Here is a 15,066-nt window from a genome sequence, read left to right as displayed (position 1 = left end):
GCGCGGGACGGGTGACGGGCGGTACGGAAGGAGGGGGCTGTTGCGATGTCGATCCAACTGATGAGTGAAGCGGGTGCGGTGGACGGCCCCAACGAAGACTTCGTGGCCGCGGAAGGTGCGACGGTCGTGGTGCTCGACGGTGTCAGCACTGTTCCTGGGCACGGGTCCGGGTGCCACCACGGCACGGCATGGTTCGCGGGTGAGCTTGCGGCTCGCGTACTGGAGAACGCTCAGGCGCCTGAGGGCGGTCTCGATGACGTGCTGTACCGGGCCCTGGCCGACGTCGTGGGGTTGCACGGTAGTGAGTGCGATCTCTCGCTGCCCGACCCGCCGGCCGCGGCCCTGGCCATCGTGCGGGAGCGCCAAGGGAGCCTGGAGTACCTGGTCTTGTGCGACTGCACGATCTTGGTGGACGTCGCCGGGACCGTACTGCGGATCACCGACGACCGGCTGTCCGGGCTCGACCTTCCGGAGCGTAGGGCTGTGCTGGAGGATCCGACGCTCGCCGCGTATGCGGCGTTGCTCGAGGCCAAGAGGCGCCGACGCAACACGACGGGCGGCTATTGGGTGGCGGCAAGTGAACCGGCGGCAGCCTGGGCGGCGGTGAAGGGGAGCTTTCCTGTGGAGGACGTCCGTCGCCTCGCGCTGATGACGGATGGGGTGTCCTGTGCCGTCGACCGCTACCGGCTGATGGACTGGGCGGGGCTGCTCGACGCTCTGGAGGATGAACCCACCGGTCTGGTGCGGCGGATCCGGGAGGTGGAGCAGCGGGCGTCCGGCGGCGTTCGGAATAATCTGACCAAGCTTCACGATGACGCAACGGCGGCTTATTGGCGCATTGCTTGATATTGCTTCTGTTGGTTTGCCTTGTGGGTGCCAAGGGTCGTGGCCTGCATGTAGGTACGGGATTTGGGAATTGGATTGCGATGAGTGACGTTCCTGGGCTTGTTCTTGAGACTCTGAAGTCCGCGGAGGCGCGGGGCTTCAAGCTGTCTTGCGAGGAAATGGTGGGCAGGCTCCTTGCCGCTCTCGCGAGTGCTGTTCCTCCTGGCGGGCGGGTTCTCGAGCTCGGCACCGGCGCCGGCGTGGGCGCGGCCTGGCTGGTTTCAGGGCTCGAGCACCGAAGCGACGTGACGGTTCTTACGCTGGAGCGAGATCCGGAACTTGCCGCCGCGGCCCGGGAGCTCGCGTGGCCCGAGTGGGTCGAGGTGCGGGTTGCCGACGTGGAGAAGGAGCTTCCGGAGCTGGGGCGTTTTGACTTGATCTTCGCCGACGCCGAAGGCGGAAAGTGGTCCGGACTCGACCTGACCGTATCGGCGTTGCAGCCCTCGGGAATGCTGGTCGTTGACGACATGGACCTGTCCCGCTACCAATCCACCGAACATCGTGAATCGGTGACCCGCGTACGCGACACGATTCTCTCCGATCCGCGTCTCGTGGCAGTGGATCTCCCCGTGAGCAGCGGGATCATGGTGGCCGCCAAGCGTCGCGACTGAGGCGCGGTGACGGGTCCTCATCGCTGTCGATGAATTCCATGGATGACCTGGGAATGCCGCCCGTTTTCTTCCGCGGCGTCTTTCGCATTGCCGTACGCGATTCTTCTTTCCTCACTCCAGGAGACGACTGATGAGTGATACCGGGCTGGCGGATGTCCCAGCCAAGGACGTGAGCTCCTCTCAGGACCTGCTGTCCTGCTACGAGACGATGAGCCTCATCCGCGCGTACGAACACCGCATGATGGAACTGCGGACGGCACGCGAGGTGGTTGGGCCGGTCCATCCGTATGTGGGTCAGGAGGCCATCGCCGTCGGAGTGTGCGATGCGCTGGAGCCGCGGGATCAGTTGGTGAGCCATTACCGCGGACACGGGCACGCGCTGGCCCGGGGCACCTCACCGGTTGCTTTGACCGCCGAACTGTTCGGCAGGAGCACGGGGTTGTGCGGCGGCAAGGCGGCGGCACTCATATCCGACCCAGGCAACAACATCTTGGTCTCCAGCGGCCTGGTAGGTGCGGGCATTCCCATTGCGGCCGGCGCGGCAATGACGGAGCAGGTCCGCGGCACCGGCGGGGTGGCCGTGGTCTTCTTCGGCGACGGAGCGCTGGGCAGCGGGGTGGTCCACGAGACCCTCAACATGGCCGTGGTGCAGCGCCTTCCGCTGGTCATGGTGTGCGAGCACAACGGCTACCAAGGCGGCACGCGTACCGAGGAGGTGTATCCGGACACCTCATTGCTCAGGGTGGCTCAAGGGCACAGGATGCGCGCCGTTTCGGTCGACGGGAACGACGTGACGGCCGTATATCGCACAGCATGTGACGCGGTGTCGGCGGCACGGGCCGGAGCGGGACCGTCCTTCATCGAGGCCCGTACGTACCTGACGGAGTTCCACCTCCAGTTCGACAAGCCGTCGACGGAGAAGCGCCCGGAGGACGAGCTGCGTCACTGGCGGGCGCGCGACCCGCTGACCCTGCTGGCCCGCCGGCTTCTGGACGACGGTGTTGCGCAGGAGGAGCTGGACCGTGCCCAGGCGCGGTCACGGGCTGTCGTCACGGATGCTGTGGACCGTGCCCGGATCGCGCCGTGGCCCGAGCGGCGCCAGGTCTTCACCCACATCTGGCCGGAGGCGTCGTGAACGAGTTGGCCGTGCTCGACCTCGTACTGGAAGAAGAACTGCGCCGGGACGAGCGGATCGTCCTCCTCGCAACCAGTACGTCGTCCTCCTGGCAGCGGGAGTTCGGGCCTGAGCGCATCCGCACGTGTCCCATATCCGAGCAGGCCATGACCGGCATGGCGGTCGGGGCCGCGATGACCGGACTGCGGCCCATCGTCGACCTCAACCGCGCGTCCTTCGCCTTCCTCGTCATGGACCAGCTGGTCAACCACGCCGCCAGGCTGCACTACATGTCCGACGGCGGATACCAGGTGCCCATGGTCGTCACCTCGGCGACCCGCGGCCGTCAGCAGCTCGGTCCGCAGAACGAGCAATGCCCGTACGGGGTGTTCATGCAGCTTCCGGGGTTCCGGGTGGTGGTGCCGGGGTCGGCGGAGGACGCATGCGGTCTGCTGCGCACAGCCGTCCGGGACGCCGGCCCGACGCTGTTCTTCGTCGCGCCGGAGCTGGCGCGTGGTGTGCGACTGGCGGCTGCCCTGGCCGCCGAGCCGATCCCCTTCGGCCAGGCCGCGACCCTGAGCTCCGGTTCGGACGTGACCCTGCTGGCCATCGGCGGAGCCGTGAAGGTCGGAGCGGAAGCGGCGGCGCTGCTCACCTCGCAGGGGGTGTCCTGCGATCTGATCGACCCCAGAACCCTCGTTCCACTGGATGTCGACACGATCGCACAGTCCGTGCGTCGCACCGGACGCCTGGTATTCGTCGACGACGGGCCCCGGTCGGGAGCACCCGCCCAGATCCTCTCCGCGCTCCACGACGTCGCGGGTTTGGCCGCGCGACTGGGCGGCAGGGTCGAGTTCGTGTGCTGCCCTGACGTGCCGGTGCCGTCGGCCCCCGCCCTGGAACAGCACACCTGGCCGCTCGCGCAGGACGTGGCGGACGCCGCGCTGAGGCTGCTGAAGGCCGACCGGTGAGTCTTGTGGAAGCGGCCTCGACTGCTGCTCGGACTACTTCCGCGACCGCAGCCGTGGTCGGGGACACCCGGTCGCGGTCGGCGCCGGTGCACCGCCTGGAACGGGGCTCGGCGTTCGCCGTACGGACCGAAGCCGCGCGCCTCGAGGCGGCGGGCCAGGACGTCGTGCACCTGGAGCTGGGAGAACCGGACTGGCGGCCACCGCCCGCCGTGCTCGATGCGCTCCCGGCCGCCCTCGCCGATGGTGGCCGGCGGTACACCGAGGCGGCCGGAGAGCTTGACGTGCGACTCCAAGTCGCTGCCGTCTACTCGGAGTTGATGGAGGCGCGGGTCGACCCGGGGCGGGTCGTGCTGGTGCCGGGCAGCAACATGGTGCTCTACCTAACGCTGCTGGCCGTTGCAGGGCACGGGGACGAGGTGCTGCTGCCGGATCCGGGATTTCCGCCGTACGCGGAACTGGTCCGGCTCGCGGGCGCGGTTCCCGTGCCCTATCCGCTGCGTGGTGAAGCGGGTTTCCTGCCCGATGCCGACGAGATCGGTTCCTTGGTGACCCGGCGCACCCGACTGATCATCGTCAACTCGCCGAACAATCCCACGGGTTCGGTGATCCCCGCAGAACTGATCGAGAGGATCATGGAGGTCGTCGACGACTGCGGACTGTACGTGGTCTTCGACGAGGCCTACCGGGAGTTCAAACCCGGCGGAGGTCGGCCGTCCCTGTACGGGGACCTTGCGGAGCACCCGCGGACGATCTTCATGGAGTCCCTGTCCAAGAGTCACTCCATGTGCGGCTGGCGGGCCGGAATTGCCATCACCGCGCCGGAGCTGGCCAAGGACCTGGCGGACCTGATGGTGAACACCACCTGCTGCATGCCGGCCGTGGTCCAAAGGATCATCCCAGCTGCCCTGAACAGTCGGGAGTGGGTCACCGAGCGAGTGGCTGAAGCGGCCCGGCGCAGACACCTCGTGCACGGCGAACTCGTCACCATGCCCGGTATTCGGTCGGCAGCGGTGGGCGAGGGGCTCTACCTGTTCCCTGACATCACGGGAACGGGACTGTCGGACCGCGAGTTCTCCCGCCGCCTGCTGAACGAGACAGGGGTGTCGGTAGTGCCGGGCAGCGTCTATGGCCGACAAGGCGCCGGACATGTCCGGATCGCCTGCACGCAGTCGATCGAGCGGTTGACCGAAGCGATGAGACGTATGCGAGTCTTCTTGGAAGGAATGGCATGGCCACACGCGATCCCTTAGGCAATCGGCGTCTCAGCGGTCTGGACGAGAGCGGGGCGTTGGGTGAGCCGCACGTGCTTGTCGACGCCGACAACGCCACCCTCGTACTCCGCGACACCGACGGCCGGGAGCGTACGTGCTCCGATTTCATGTCGGCCTACGCCTCCGTCAACTTCGGGCACCGCAACCCGGATGTGGAAGAGGCTCTCTCCCGAGGGTCGGACGTCGCGGCCCTCTTCTACCCGGAAGAGGCTGAGCTGCTCTCCCGGCGGCTGTGCGCCGCGGTCGGCGGCGGCGCGCGGAGAGTTCTGTACCAGGTGGGCGGCAGTTTCGCGGTGTCCACTGCCTTCGCGCTGGCCCGCAGGCGCAGGCCGGGGCGCATCCTGGCCATCGAAGGGGCGTTTCACGGACTAGGCCTGGACGCGCTGGCCGCGACGACTGTGCAGCGCGACATCGCGCTGCAGGACACCGGACTGCCCGCGCTGCTGTCCGCGCAGATCGACCACCTGCCCGTGGGCTCCTTCCCGGAGACCTGGCAGGACATCTCGGCGGTCATCTACGAACCGGTCCAGGGCGCGAACGGCTATGTGCCGCTCGATACCGACTGGCTCGCAGAGTTGGAGGGAAGGGCTCGGAAGAACGGCGTGCTCTCCATCTCCGACGAGATCCAGTGCGGATTCCACCGACATGGCTCGCTGAGTCCGTCACGGGCGTGGGGGCTCGCGCCGGACATCGTCCTGTTCGGGAAGTCCCTGACCAACGGGACGTATCCGCTCTCCGCCGTCGTCTACCAGGCCGAACTGGAGCGTTCCGTCGCCGGGCGGGTTCACCTCGCGCACACCTTCCAGACGGCGACTCTCGGATTCCGCGCTGGACTTCGGGTCTTCGGCTACCTGGACAGCAACCCGGTGGCCGGCATGGGCGAGCGCATCGCGGAGCTCTTCCGCGGCCGAGCCGAGAAGTGGTCGGCCGATGGCCTGGTGCGCGACCTGCACGTCACGGGCCCGGCACTGTCGTTCGAGCCGACGAAGGTGGCCAGCCGCGAGGCGGTGCAGACGGCTTTCGACCACGGAGTGCTGATGCTGTCGGGGGGCGCCCGAGGTCAGCGGATTCGGATAGCTCCCCCTTTGACCACGCCACTGGAACAGATCACCGAAGGCCTTGACGTAGTGGGCGGGGCGCTGGCCGGGAGCCGGGCGTGACCTGTCCCACCACGCGGGAGAACTCAGGAGGATCCATGGAAACCGCGAAATTCTACGATGAGCTACGGGGATTCCTGCAGTCGATGCAACCGGACCAGGAGGGTCAACGGGCCGTACTGGAGGGACTCGGGCACGATGACAATCTCTTCGATCTCGGTCTGGTCACCTCGTTCTCGGTGATCCGCATGATCGTCTTCATCGAGTCACTGACGGGTTGCTCCCTCGACCTGTCCGAGCACGACATCGAGAACTTCTACACCATGCGTGGCCTGTGGGATCTCGTCCAGGCCGAGGGGGCCGCCCGATGACAACCGTGTCCTCGAAATACAGCGAAGAACAGATCGCCGCCTTCCGGAGTCGTTTCGCCGAAGTGTCGTGCGCTCAACTCGCCGACAGTGCGGCCGAGTTCACCAACCCGCTCGCGCTGCCTCTGGTGCCGCGCAACGGCCGGCCCCGGGTATGCGGACCGGTCTTCCCCGTCACGACGTCGGACGACATGCTGCCTTGCCTCCAGGCGCTGGCCGCGGCCCCTCCGGGCTGGGTGATCTTCATCCACAACGAGATCAGCCCGTCCGAAGGGCTGGCGGGTGACATCTACGTCGCCTCCGCCGAAGTGCAGCGCCTGGGCGGGATCGTGGTGAACGGGGCGGTACGGGACCTGGAGCCCCTCGCCGACATCCCCGTGCCGGTCTTCTCCACGGAGGTGAATTTCGTATCGGCGCGGACCACCGACGTACTGGCCGAGGCGGTCCCCGACACGGTGGATGTGGCGGGATGCCGATTGGCCCCCGGGGACTGGATCTTCGGCGACGAGGACGGCTTCCTGCTCCTGCCGGAGAGCCACGTGTCGGCCGTTCTCGCCGCGGGCGCGGTACTGCGCGAGCGTGAGGACCGGCTGCGCCGGACGATGCGAGAGCAGCAGCGGACACTAGCCGATCTGACGGGCCTCGACGAGTTCATCGCGGGCTCCAGCCCGCTCAAGTTCAACCCCTAGCCAAGGAGGCCGCACGTGCCCACCAGCGCGAAGGACAGCTTGCGGGGGAACAGGCCCGTCCATGACATCGACTTCGCGGCGACGGACTTCCAGCGGGACCCCTGGCCGTCGTACGACTGGTACCGGGAGCACGAGCCGGTGCATCTGTCGCAGCGTTATGGTGCCTACTTCGTTTTCGGTTACGAATACGTGCGTCGGGTGATGACGTCGCCCGACTTCACCGCCTTCCACCCCTTCCGGGTCAGCCGCCGGGCCTTCGGGCCGACCATGCTCGACCAGGACGGACAGCATCACGCACGGCTGAGGTCGGCGGCGGCGGGACCCTTTCGGCCGCGTGCCGCCGCGGAGTTCGGCCGCCGCGTAGTGGCGCCGCTGGCCGGACGGATGCTGGACGATCTCCTGACGCGACGGCGCGGTGACTTCATCGCTCGACTTGCCGAGCGGCTGCCCATGGCAGTCGTCTGCCGCGTCATGGGCCTGCCCGACGGCGATACCAGGCGGCTGCACGACTTGATGCGGCCCCTGGTGGAATACGTGGATCACGGCACCGTAAGTCTGGAGCAAGTCGTCGCTGCGCGCGGGGAGTTGCGGGACTACCTGCGCAGCGCCCTGCCGGACGGTCCGGGTTCCGACGGCCTGTTGAACGCGTTGGCCGGGAACGAGACTCTCAGTGAGGCCGACGTCGTCAACACCTCGGTCCTGTTGCTTGCGGCGGGCACGGAGACCACGGCGGCGGGCATCACCAATCTGCTCAGCCGGGTGGCCGCCGAGCCGGAGGTCTTCCACCGCCTGGGCGAGGAACGCTCCCTTGTCCCCGCAGTCGTGGCCGAGACGCTGCGTCACGAACCTCCCCTCCACGTCACTCTGCGCTTCGCCTCCCGGGATGTGACGCTCGGCGGCGTCGACATCCCCGAAGGCACGCCGCTCCAAGTGGTGCTCGCCAGCGCGAACCGCGACCCTGCCGTGTACCCGAGTCCACACGTGTGGGACCCGGAGCGGGCGGCCAGGACGCCGCTCACCTTCGGCATGGGACGGCACGTCTGTCTGGGCATGGGACTGGCCCAGCAGGAGTTGGAGATTGTGCTCCACGGTGTGCTGGACCGCGTCGAGGAGCTCAGACTCAGCGGAGGGCCGCTGGCCCCGGCGCAGGGCCGCACCTTCCGTACGGTCCGCGATTCCGAATGCGTCTACCAGCTCCGTGCCGTGAGCGACGTGGTGAGGACGATATGAGCGACATGGTGACCTGGCAGGCGCCGGCGCCGTTGGAACCGTCCCAGCGCCCGACCTTCGAAGATCTTCTGCCCTACTGTCTGCCGGGTGACGGCAGGTTCTGGCTGGAGCACAGGGAACCCGGGGCGAAGGTGCGATACGTCGCGGAGCCCGGTCACAGCACGGAGGCGACCGCTGTGCTGCTCGACGAGGCCCACGCGCGGGCGGCGCTGGAGACCGCGCGCGCTCCGCACGTGCTGCTCGAGTTCGACGGTCGCTCCGGCTCCGGGGCGCCAGGGTCGGACGCGGCGTGGGTGGGGCCCGGGCTGCGCGTCGGGGGAATGGAACTGGCCCGGCTGGTACGGGCCTTGGACGCGGTCCTCCTCGGACTGGCGGAAGACGCGGGTGCCACAGAGCGCCTGGTGCCGCACCTGGTTTCCTGGGAGACGCTCCGCCGCACCGGATACACCCGCAACTTCCCCCAGCATCTGACGGCTTGTGCGGTGGTACGGGAGAACCTGCGGGCACTCGACCGGTTCGCCCAGGCGCCGGATCCGGGTACCGCGGCGGCCGAACTGACCCCTGTTCCTGTGGCCCTGGCACCCGCGGTATGCATGAACCTGTTCGCCGGACTCGCGGATGGCGCGTTGCCCGCACCCACCACTCTCACCGCGCGCGGCATGTGCGGACGGTACGAGGTCGGGGCGGAGACCGTCGCAACTCGCTTGTGGTCCTTCGACATGAGGGAGCTGGTCTTTGTCGGGGACGCCGCCGGTGCAAAGTCGTTCCGCGACACCATGCTGGATGCGGTCGCGGACCTCGCCCGCGACGTGGGTCTGCCGTGCACGCTCACGACAGCCAGCGACCCCTTCTTCACGTCCGAGCGTGAGCACCTGTTGGGCTACCAGTCCGCGTTCAGCCTCAAGCACGAACTGCGCGGACTGCCGGCGGACGGTTCGTCGGCAGTGGCCGTCACGTCCGTCAACCTGCACAAGCAGCATTTCGGACTCGAGTTCGGCATCACCCTGCCCGACGGCACGCCGGCCCACTCCGCCTGCGTGGGTTTCGGCCTGGACCGCTGGGCGGAGTGGATACACGGCCACCTCGGCGGCGATCCGGACAACTGGCCCGACGTCCTGCGGGCGGCGGTCACGTCTCCCGGCCGGCGCCGAACCAAGGAGGGGAACGACTAGGTGCGCCCGTCGGACACGATCACGGTGAACTTCGGCGCCGGACCGGACAAGGAAGGCCCGACCAGCTGGGCTCAGCTGAAGACGTTCCATCGGCGTGCCCGATACCCGCACGACCGGTACAGCTCCTTTCTCACCCACGCCGTCGAGTTGCCGGCCGGTACATCCCGGGGCAGGCTGGCCGAGGCGTTCGCCGCTCTCCTGGTGACGCACGAATCCCTGCGCACGGTGTATCCCGACGACGGCCGGCGTCAACGCGTCTTGGGAAAGGGCGAGTTGACGTTGGCGGTCCACGACGTGCCGGACGACGAAGGGACGCTCGCAGGAGTCCTTGAGACGCAGACTCGCAGCCCTTTCGACTTTGCGCGGGAACTCCCGCTCCGCGCGGCGGTCCTGGCATCGGGCGGCCTTCCCGTCCGGCTGGTCGTCGCCTACTCCCACATCGCGGTGGACGGCGAAGGGCTTCGGATCGTCACCGAGGATGTGCACAACGTTCTGGCCGGACGCGGGGACCGCAACGGCGCCGGCGCCGCGCAACCGCTCGAACTGGCCCTGGAGCAGCAATCGCCGGCCTGGCGGGAGCGTAACGCCGCCGCCCTGCGCCATTGGGACAAGGTCATGGAGCGCGTACCGCAGTCCGTGCTCGCTGTGCCCGTGGCTACGGGCGGTGACGCCGATCGCTACCTTCGCGGCGTGCTGGAGTCCCGTGCCGTCGCAGAGGCGCTCCCCGTGATCACGGCCAGGACCAGGGCGAGCCGTTCCGCCGTCATGCTGGCCGCCACGGCCGCCGTCCTCGCGCACCGGGCCGGTCTGCCCCGGTGCGCGCTCACCGCGATCGCCGCGAATCGGAACACACCTCGCACGGAGCGGTACGTCGGCACCATCGCCCAGGACGCATTGGTCCTGCTCACGCCGGGCGACGGGACGGTCGACGCGCTGGTGCGGCAGGCCTGGACGGGGAGTCTCGCGGCGTATCAGCACAGTCAGGTCCATCCGCTGGACCTGTGGGACCGGATCGCGAAGGTGGGTTTCCGGCGTGGCATCCGCTTCGCCAGAGACTGCGTGTTCAACGACCGCAGCGCGCCGGGCGGCGGCGTCGAGGTGAGTGACCAGGCCGCGCCTGGAGAGGGGTCGACCATTCGCGTGCAGCGGGCCACATTCATGCCGGTCCGGTTCTTTCTGCGCGTCCTGCGCACCAGCGGCACGGCTGAGATCGTCCTGTGGTCCGACACCCGCTATCTCCCGGAACCCGAACTGCGGGAGTTTCTGGCCGGATTGGAAAGGCTCCTCGTGGCCGCGGCGAAGGAAGACGTCCCACTGAGCCGGATCGGAGACATCACCGGAGTCACGCCAGCGCCGCGCGGTCCGCAATGGCGGGAGATCGACGCCTCGCTGGTCGACGTGGACGCGGTCCGGCGACTCGTCGAGGTGGTGGCGCGCGGGCGCGGGTCGGCGGTCTTCGTGACGGACGTGACGGACACGGGCGAGGCCGAACTGGTCGCGTACGTGGACACCTCAGGAACCTCGCTGACCTCGCATTCTCTGCACCAGGCCTGCATGGCGGCGCTGCCCGACTTCGACGGAGCCATCGCGCCGACACGCTACGTGCTGTGCGATGGGGCGCCCAAGAACTCTACCGACGAGGCGGCTTGGCTCTCCGGACCCGTCACGTCGACGGGGGACGGCCGGTCGCTTGCTTCTGGTGAGACGCAGCTCGCCCCTGGTGATCGGTAGTACCCCACCGTGAACGTGAACGGCGTCGCTCAGCTGGCGGCGTCGACCCGTACGAGGTTGCGGATGGCGGGCACGGCCAGCAAGGCCGTGCAAGTGCAGAGCGCCAACGCGGCGCTCGCCAGGAGGACGTGGTGATTTCCGAGCTCTCCGGAGGCGGGGCCGGCGATCATCTGGCCGACCGGCATCATGGCGACGGAACCGGCGACCTCGTAGGCGGAGATGCGGTTCAAGACGTCGTTGGGCAACTGGGTCTGGATGCTGGTTGCCCACATCACGCTCCAGAAAGCCATGGCACCGCCTGCCACCGCCCATCCCAACGTGATTCCCGCGAGGGGTAGTCGGGCTCCGACCGTCAGTGGCTCCAGGGCGAACCCGAACAACGCGATGGCTCCGGCGCGCAACGGGCGTACCGGCCGGATGCGCAGTGCGAGCAGACCACCGACCGCCATGCCCGCGCCGAGACCGGAGTTGACGATGCCGTACGCGCGCTCGCCGTGCCGGGTGATCAGCTCCGTGGCCGCCAGCGGGATCGTCGGACCCCACACCGTGACCATGAAGACCATCCAGATGACGATGACCGACCAGATCCAGGTTCGAGTGCGGAACTCCTGCCAGCCGCCGGCCAGCCCCGCGAAGAACCCCTTCGGCCGCGCTTTGGCGCGGGTGGGGGAGCGGAGGAGACACAGGCACAGCGCGCTGACCAGGTAGGTGGCGGCGTGCGCCGCGAACACCCAGCCCACGGAGGCCACGCCGATCAGCCCGCCGGCGAACGCAGGCCCGAGGACGGCCATCACTGACTCCCCGGTGCGGATGACGCCGTTCGCCTTCTGCACGTCGTTGGTGATGCTGGGCACGGTACTTGCGATGCCCGGCTGGAAGAAGGCCGCGCACACGCCGTTGACTGCGCCTATCGCGCAGAGGTGCCACAGGGTGACATTCCCGGAGAAGAAGAGCGCGGCTGCCGTGGACTGTGTACCGACCCGTACGAGATCAGCACCGATCATGAGACGCCGGGGACCGAAGAGGTCCGCGACGACGCCGCCGAAGATGACGAATCCCGCGAAACAAGCGGTGTATGACGCCAGGGCGAGCCCAACTCCCCCCGCGGCATAGCCGTGCTGGACGAGCCCGGCCGCGAGGGCGACCGGAAGCATCATGTCGCCGAGCCTGGCCACGCTGCGTGCGGTGAAGAACAACGCGAGGTCGTGAGTCCAAAAGCCCTTCGGCTCACGGGCGTCGTCGGCCGTGCCCCTGTGTGGCCGAAGTCGGCGTGGCGGTGATGACGTCATGGGCCTGTCTTAGCAGTGACGTGGCGGGGCGGGCCGCCGAAGCGAAGGACGGTGACCGGGGTCACGGGGTGAAGACCTTGCCGGGATTGAAGATGCCCGCCGGATCCATGGCGTGTTTGACCCGCCGGTGGAGGTCGAGCACGGCCGGGCTCAACTCGTCGGTCAGACCACGCATCTTGAGCAGTCCGACGCCGTGCTCGCCGGTGACGGTGCCGCCCATACGGAGCGCCTCGTCGACGATCTGCTCCAGGGCTTCGTGGCCGTGTCGGCGGGCGTCCTCGTCGCCGTGCGCCACCACCACCATCGGATGCAGGTTGCCGTCCCCCGCGTGCGCGAGGCTCGCGATGCGCACACCTCGCTCGGCCGCGACGCGCTGGATGCGGTCGAGCATTTCGGGCACGCGCATACGCGGCACGCAGACGTCTTCGCTGAGCACCGCGCCGAGCCGCTCGAGTGCGGGGTAGACCAGTCTCCGCGCCGCGAACAGGGCCTCAGCCTCGGTGTCGTCGGACGACTGCGCACTCCACGTCGCGCCCGCCGAACAAAAGGCGCGCACGATGGTGTCGGCCTCCTCGGCGCCGGCCGTTCCCGGGGCGTCGGTCCGGGCGAGGAGCAGCACGCTGCCACCGTCGGTCAGGCCCATGTTCTTCCACTCGTCCACTGCCTGGAGGCAGTAGCGGTCGACGAGTTCCAGCGCGCTGGGAACCACACCGGAGGCGGTCACGGCGGCAACCGCGTGTCCCGCGGCGACCAGGTCGTCGAAGTAGCCGAGGACGGTGCGTTCCGGGGAACGGGCCCCACGTAGCCGCAGCGTGACCTCGGTGACCAGGCCCAGGGTCCCCTCGGAACCGACCATCAGAGCGGCAAGTTCGTACCCGGCGGAGCTCTTGGCCGTGCGGCGGCCGAGCCGGACCACCTCGCCGCGGCCCACCACGGCTTCCACCCCCAGCACGTAGTCGCGCGTCACCCCGTACTTCACGCAGCACACGCCGCCCGCGTTGGTGGCGACGTTGCCGCCGATGGTCGACCACGGAGAGCTGGCCGGATCCGGCGAATACCACAATCCCCGCTGTGCGCAGGCTTCCCTCAACTCCTCGTTGATGACGCCGGGTTGCACGACCGCGACGCGTTCGTCCGGGTCGATGTTCAGGATCCGGTTCATCGCCTCGAAGGAGATCACCACACAGCCGGGCACCGCGTTGGCTCCGCCCGAAAGGCCGGTACCCGCTCCGCGGGCCACGACGGGGACACCCCGCTCGGCACAGCCGGAGACCACTGTCGCGACCTCGGCGGTCTCGTGCGGTCGTACGACGACGGCAGGTGTGGAGTAGGGGGCCCTTTCCGCTTCGTCCCGCGCATAAGAGGCGAGGAGGGCGGGATCGGTGATGACACGCCCGGGCGGAAGGGCGTGCACGATTTCCAGGACTGTCTTCTCCAGGGCTGTTGCGTCCACGCGAGCACGCTATCCGCGGATTTCACGACCCTCAATTGGCCTTTGGTCCACGGCCGAAGATGCATGCACCAAAGGCCAATTGAGTCTGCCTTGCCCTAGCGGTGAGACTCGCCGAAGCGTCATCGACGAAGGGGGGATTCTCATGGCGGCAGTGATCGAGGGGATCGGGGGATGGCTTCCGTCCCGGGTTGTCACGAACGACGATCTGTGCGCGACGCTCGACACGACCCACGAATGGATAGAGAAGCGGACCGGAATATCTGAGCGGCGCGTGGTGTCGAAGGGCCTTTCGACCCGTGATCTCGCCGTCGAGGCAGGCACGAAGGCCCTGAAGTCCGCCGGTACGGCGACGGTCGACGCCGTCGTCCTCGCGACCACGTCCTTCGACCGGTTGTGCCCCGCGGTGGCGCCGGAAGTCGCGCATCTGCTCGGGCTCGGAACGGTTCCCGCCTTCGACCTGACCTCGGCGTGCAGCGGTTTCCTCTACGGGCTTGCCACCAGCTGCGGACTGATCGAAGCGGGCGTGGCCGACCGCGTGCTGTTCATCGGGGCGGAAGCCTTCACCACGCTGGTCAACCCCAAGGATCGCAGCACGGCGCCGATCTTCGGAGACGGCGCGGGTGCGGTGGTGCTGCGCCGAGGCGACGCGGACGAGCAAGGAGCGCTCGGGCCGTTCGACCTCGGCAGTGACGGTGCACGCGCCGATCTGCTCGCCATCCCCGCGGGCGGTTCGCGCCAGCGCTCGGCCTCGGCGGGACTCGGCCACGACGCGGTCCCGGCCGGGGACTGGTATCTGCGCATGGAGGGCCGGCCGCTCTTTCAGCAGGCCGTGGAGCGGATGTCCGAGTCATCGCGGGGTGTGCTCGACCGCAAGGGATGGTCGGTCGCGGACGTCGACTGGTTCGTGGGCCACCAGGCCAACGTCCGCATCGTCAACGCCGTGGCGGACGAACTGGAGCTGGAGAGGGACCGCGTCGCCGTCAACATCGACCGGGTCGGCAACACGCTTGCCGCTTCGGTCCCGCTGTTGTTGAACGACATCGCCCACACCGGTGCCCTCCGGCCCGGCCACCGCGTGCTGCTGTCCGCGTTCGGCGCGGGCCTTTCCTGGGGATCGACCGTGCTCACCTGGCCGGACATCCCGGTCGAGGGTGTGCAGTAGCCGGCACCACCGACCCGGACATC

At 68.5% G+C, this 15,066-nt stretch carries 14 protein-coding genes; 12 read left to right on the top strand and 2 right to left on the bottom strand.

Annotated elements, in window-relative coordinates; translation table 11 throughout:
• Positions 1-45: 45 nt before the first annotated feature.
• From ACZ4WS_RS42725 to ACZ4WS_RS42675, 11 genes are all read left to right on the top strand, one after another.
• Complete coding sequence (locus ACZ4WS_RS42725; RefSeq protein WP_467988819.1) at positions 46-846, top strand: hypothetical protein; 801 nt, start codon at positions 46-48, stop codon at positions 844-846.
• An 80-nt stretch (positions 847-926) separates the two neighbouring features.
• Positions 927-1,496 (top strand): O-methyltransferase, encoded by a 570-nt coding sequence (locus ACZ4WS_RS42720; RefSeq protein ID WP_467988817.1) that lies wholly within the window; start codon positions 927-929, stop codon positions 1,494-1,496.
• A gap of 130 nt (positions 1,497-1,626) precedes the next feature.
• A complete protein-coding gene (locus tag ACZ4WS_RS42715) occupies positions 1,627-2,631 on the top strand; it encodes a thiamine pyrophosphate-dependent dehydrogenase E1 component subunit alpha (RefSeq protein ID WP_467988815.1) in 1,005 nt (334 codons plus the stop codon).
• Positions 2,628-3,581 (top strand): alpha-ketoacid dehydrogenase subunit beta, encoded by a 954-nt coding sequence (locus ACZ4WS_RS42710; protein ID WP_467988814.1) that lies wholly within the window; start codon positions 2,628-2,630, stop codon positions 3,579-3,581. Before ACZ4WS_RS42715 ends, ACZ4WS_RS42710 begins: the two co-directional genes overlap by 4 nt.
• 86 nt (positions 3,582-3,667) lie before the next feature.
• Positions 3,668-4,831, top strand: a complete 1,164-nt coding sequence (locus ACZ4WS_RS42705; RefSeq protein ID WP_467988812.1) for a pyridoxal phosphate-dependent aminotransferase — start codon at positions 3,668-3,670, stop codon at positions 4,829-4,831.
• On the top strand, positions 4,810-6,012 hold the full coding sequence (locus tag ACZ4WS_RS42700) for an aminotransferase class III-fold pyridoxal phosphate-dependent enzyme (RefSeq protein WP_467988810.1): 1,203 nt from the start codon (positions 4,810-4,812) through the stop codon (positions 6,010-6,012). Before ACZ4WS_RS42705 ends, ACZ4WS_RS42700 begins: the two co-directional genes overlap by 22 nt.
• 35 nt (positions 6,013-6,047) lie before the next feature.
• Positions 6,048-6,320, top strand: coding sequence for a hypothetical protein (locus ACZ4WS_RS42695; RefSeq protein ID WP_381951388.1), 273 nt, complete (start codon positions 6,048-6,050; stop codon positions 6,318-6,320).
• Positions 6,317-7,006, top strand: coding sequence for an RraA family protein (locus ACZ4WS_RS42690; protein WP_467988807.1), 690 nt, complete (start codon positions 6,317-6,319; stop codon positions 7,004-7,006). The genes ACZ4WS_RS42695 and ACZ4WS_RS42690 overlap by 4 nt, the downstream gene beginning before the upstream one ends.
• Positions 7,007-7,021: 15 nt before the next feature.
• On the top strand, positions 7,022-8,236 hold the full coding sequence (locus tag ACZ4WS_RS42685) for a cytochrome P450 (protein WP_467988805.1): 1,215 nt from the start codon (positions 7,022-7,024) through the stop codon (positions 8,234-8,236).
• Positions 8,233-9,408, top strand: a complete 1,176-nt coding sequence (locus ACZ4WS_RS42680; protein ID WP_467988803.1) for a class-II aminoacyl-tRNA synthetase family protein — start codon at positions 8,233-8,235, stop codon at positions 9,406-9,408. The genes ACZ4WS_RS42685 and ACZ4WS_RS42680 overlap by 4 nt, the downstream gene beginning before the upstream one ends.
• Positions 9,409-11,139: a condensation domain-containing protein gene (locus tag ACZ4WS_RS42675; protein WP_467988801.1), complete on the top strand. Its 1,731-nt coding sequence runs from the start codon at positions 9,409-9,411 to the stop codon at positions 11,137-11,139.
• A 29-nt stretch (positions 11,140-11,168) separates the two neighbouring features.
• Here ACZ4WS_RS42675 and ACZ4WS_RS42670 read toward each other — a convergent pair whose 3' ends face one another.
• On the bottom strand, positions 11,169-12,428 hold the full coding sequence (locus ACZ4WS_RS42670; protein ID WP_467988799.1) for an MFS transporter: 1,260 nt from the start codon (positions 12,426-12,428) through the stop codon (positions 11,169-11,171).
• Positions 12,429-12,489: 61 nt separating this feature from the next.
• Entirely contained in the window at positions 12,490-13,881 is a 1,392-nt protein-coding gene (locus ACZ4WS_RS42665; RefSeq protein WP_467988797.1) for an FAD-binding oxidoreductase, read from the bottom strand.
• Positions 13,882-14,023: 142 nt separating this feature from the next.
• Here ACZ4WS_RS42665 and ACZ4WS_RS42660 point away from each other — a divergent pair, with 142 nt between their 5' ends.
• Positions 14,024-15,043 carry a beta-ketoacyl-ACP synthase III gene (locus ACZ4WS_RS42660; RefSeq protein ID WP_467988795.1) on the top strand — a complete coding sequence of 340 codons (1,020 nt, stop codon included), beginning with the start codon at positions 14,024-14,026 and terminating at the stop codon, positions 15,041-15,043.
• Positions 15,044-15,066: the final 23 nt, after the last annotated feature.

Source organism: Streptomyces sp. NPDC029292, assembly GCF_055569295.1.
The sequence above is the reverse complement of the archived record's forward strand: the minus strand, read 5'-3'. Positions and strand labels throughout refer to the sequence as shown.

Coding starts and splice junctions, on each gene's coding strand:
- ACZ4WS_RS42690 (WP_467988807.1), top strand. CDS start 6,317: ATGACAACCGTGTCCTCGAAATACAGCGAAGAACAGATCGCCGCCTTC.
- ACZ4WS_RS42720 (WP_467988817.1), top strand. CDS start 927: ATGAGTGACGTTCCTGGGCTTGTTCTTGAGACTCTGAAGTCCGCGGAG.
- ACZ4WS_RS42700 (WP_467988810.1), top strand. CDS start 4,810: ATGGCCACACGCGATCCCTTAGGCAATCGGCGTCTCAGCGGTCTGGAC.
- ACZ4WS_RS42715 (WP_467988815.1), top strand. CDS start 1,627: ATGAGTGATACCGGGCTGGCGGATGTCCCAGCCAAGGACGTGAGCTCC.
- ACZ4WS_RS42660 (WP_467988795.1), top strand. CDS start 14,024: ATGGCGGCAGTGATCGAGGGGATCGGGGGATGGCTTCCGTCCCGGGTT.
- ACZ4WS_RS42725 (WP_467988819.1), top strand. CDS start 46: ATGTCGATCCAACTGATGAGTGAAGCGGGTGCGGTGGACGGCCCCAAC.
- ACZ4WS_RS42670 (WP_467988799.1), bottom strand. CDS start 12,428: ATGACGTCATCACCGCCACGCCGACTTCGGCCACACAGGGGCACGGCC.
- ACZ4WS_RS42680 (WP_467988803.1), top strand. CDS start 8,233: ATGAGCGACATGGTGACCTGGCAGGCGCCGGCGCCGTTGGAACCGTCC.
- ACZ4WS_RS42695 (WP_381951388.1), top strand. CDS start 6,048: ATGGAAACCGCGAAATTCTACGATGAGCTACGGGGATTCCTGCAGTCG.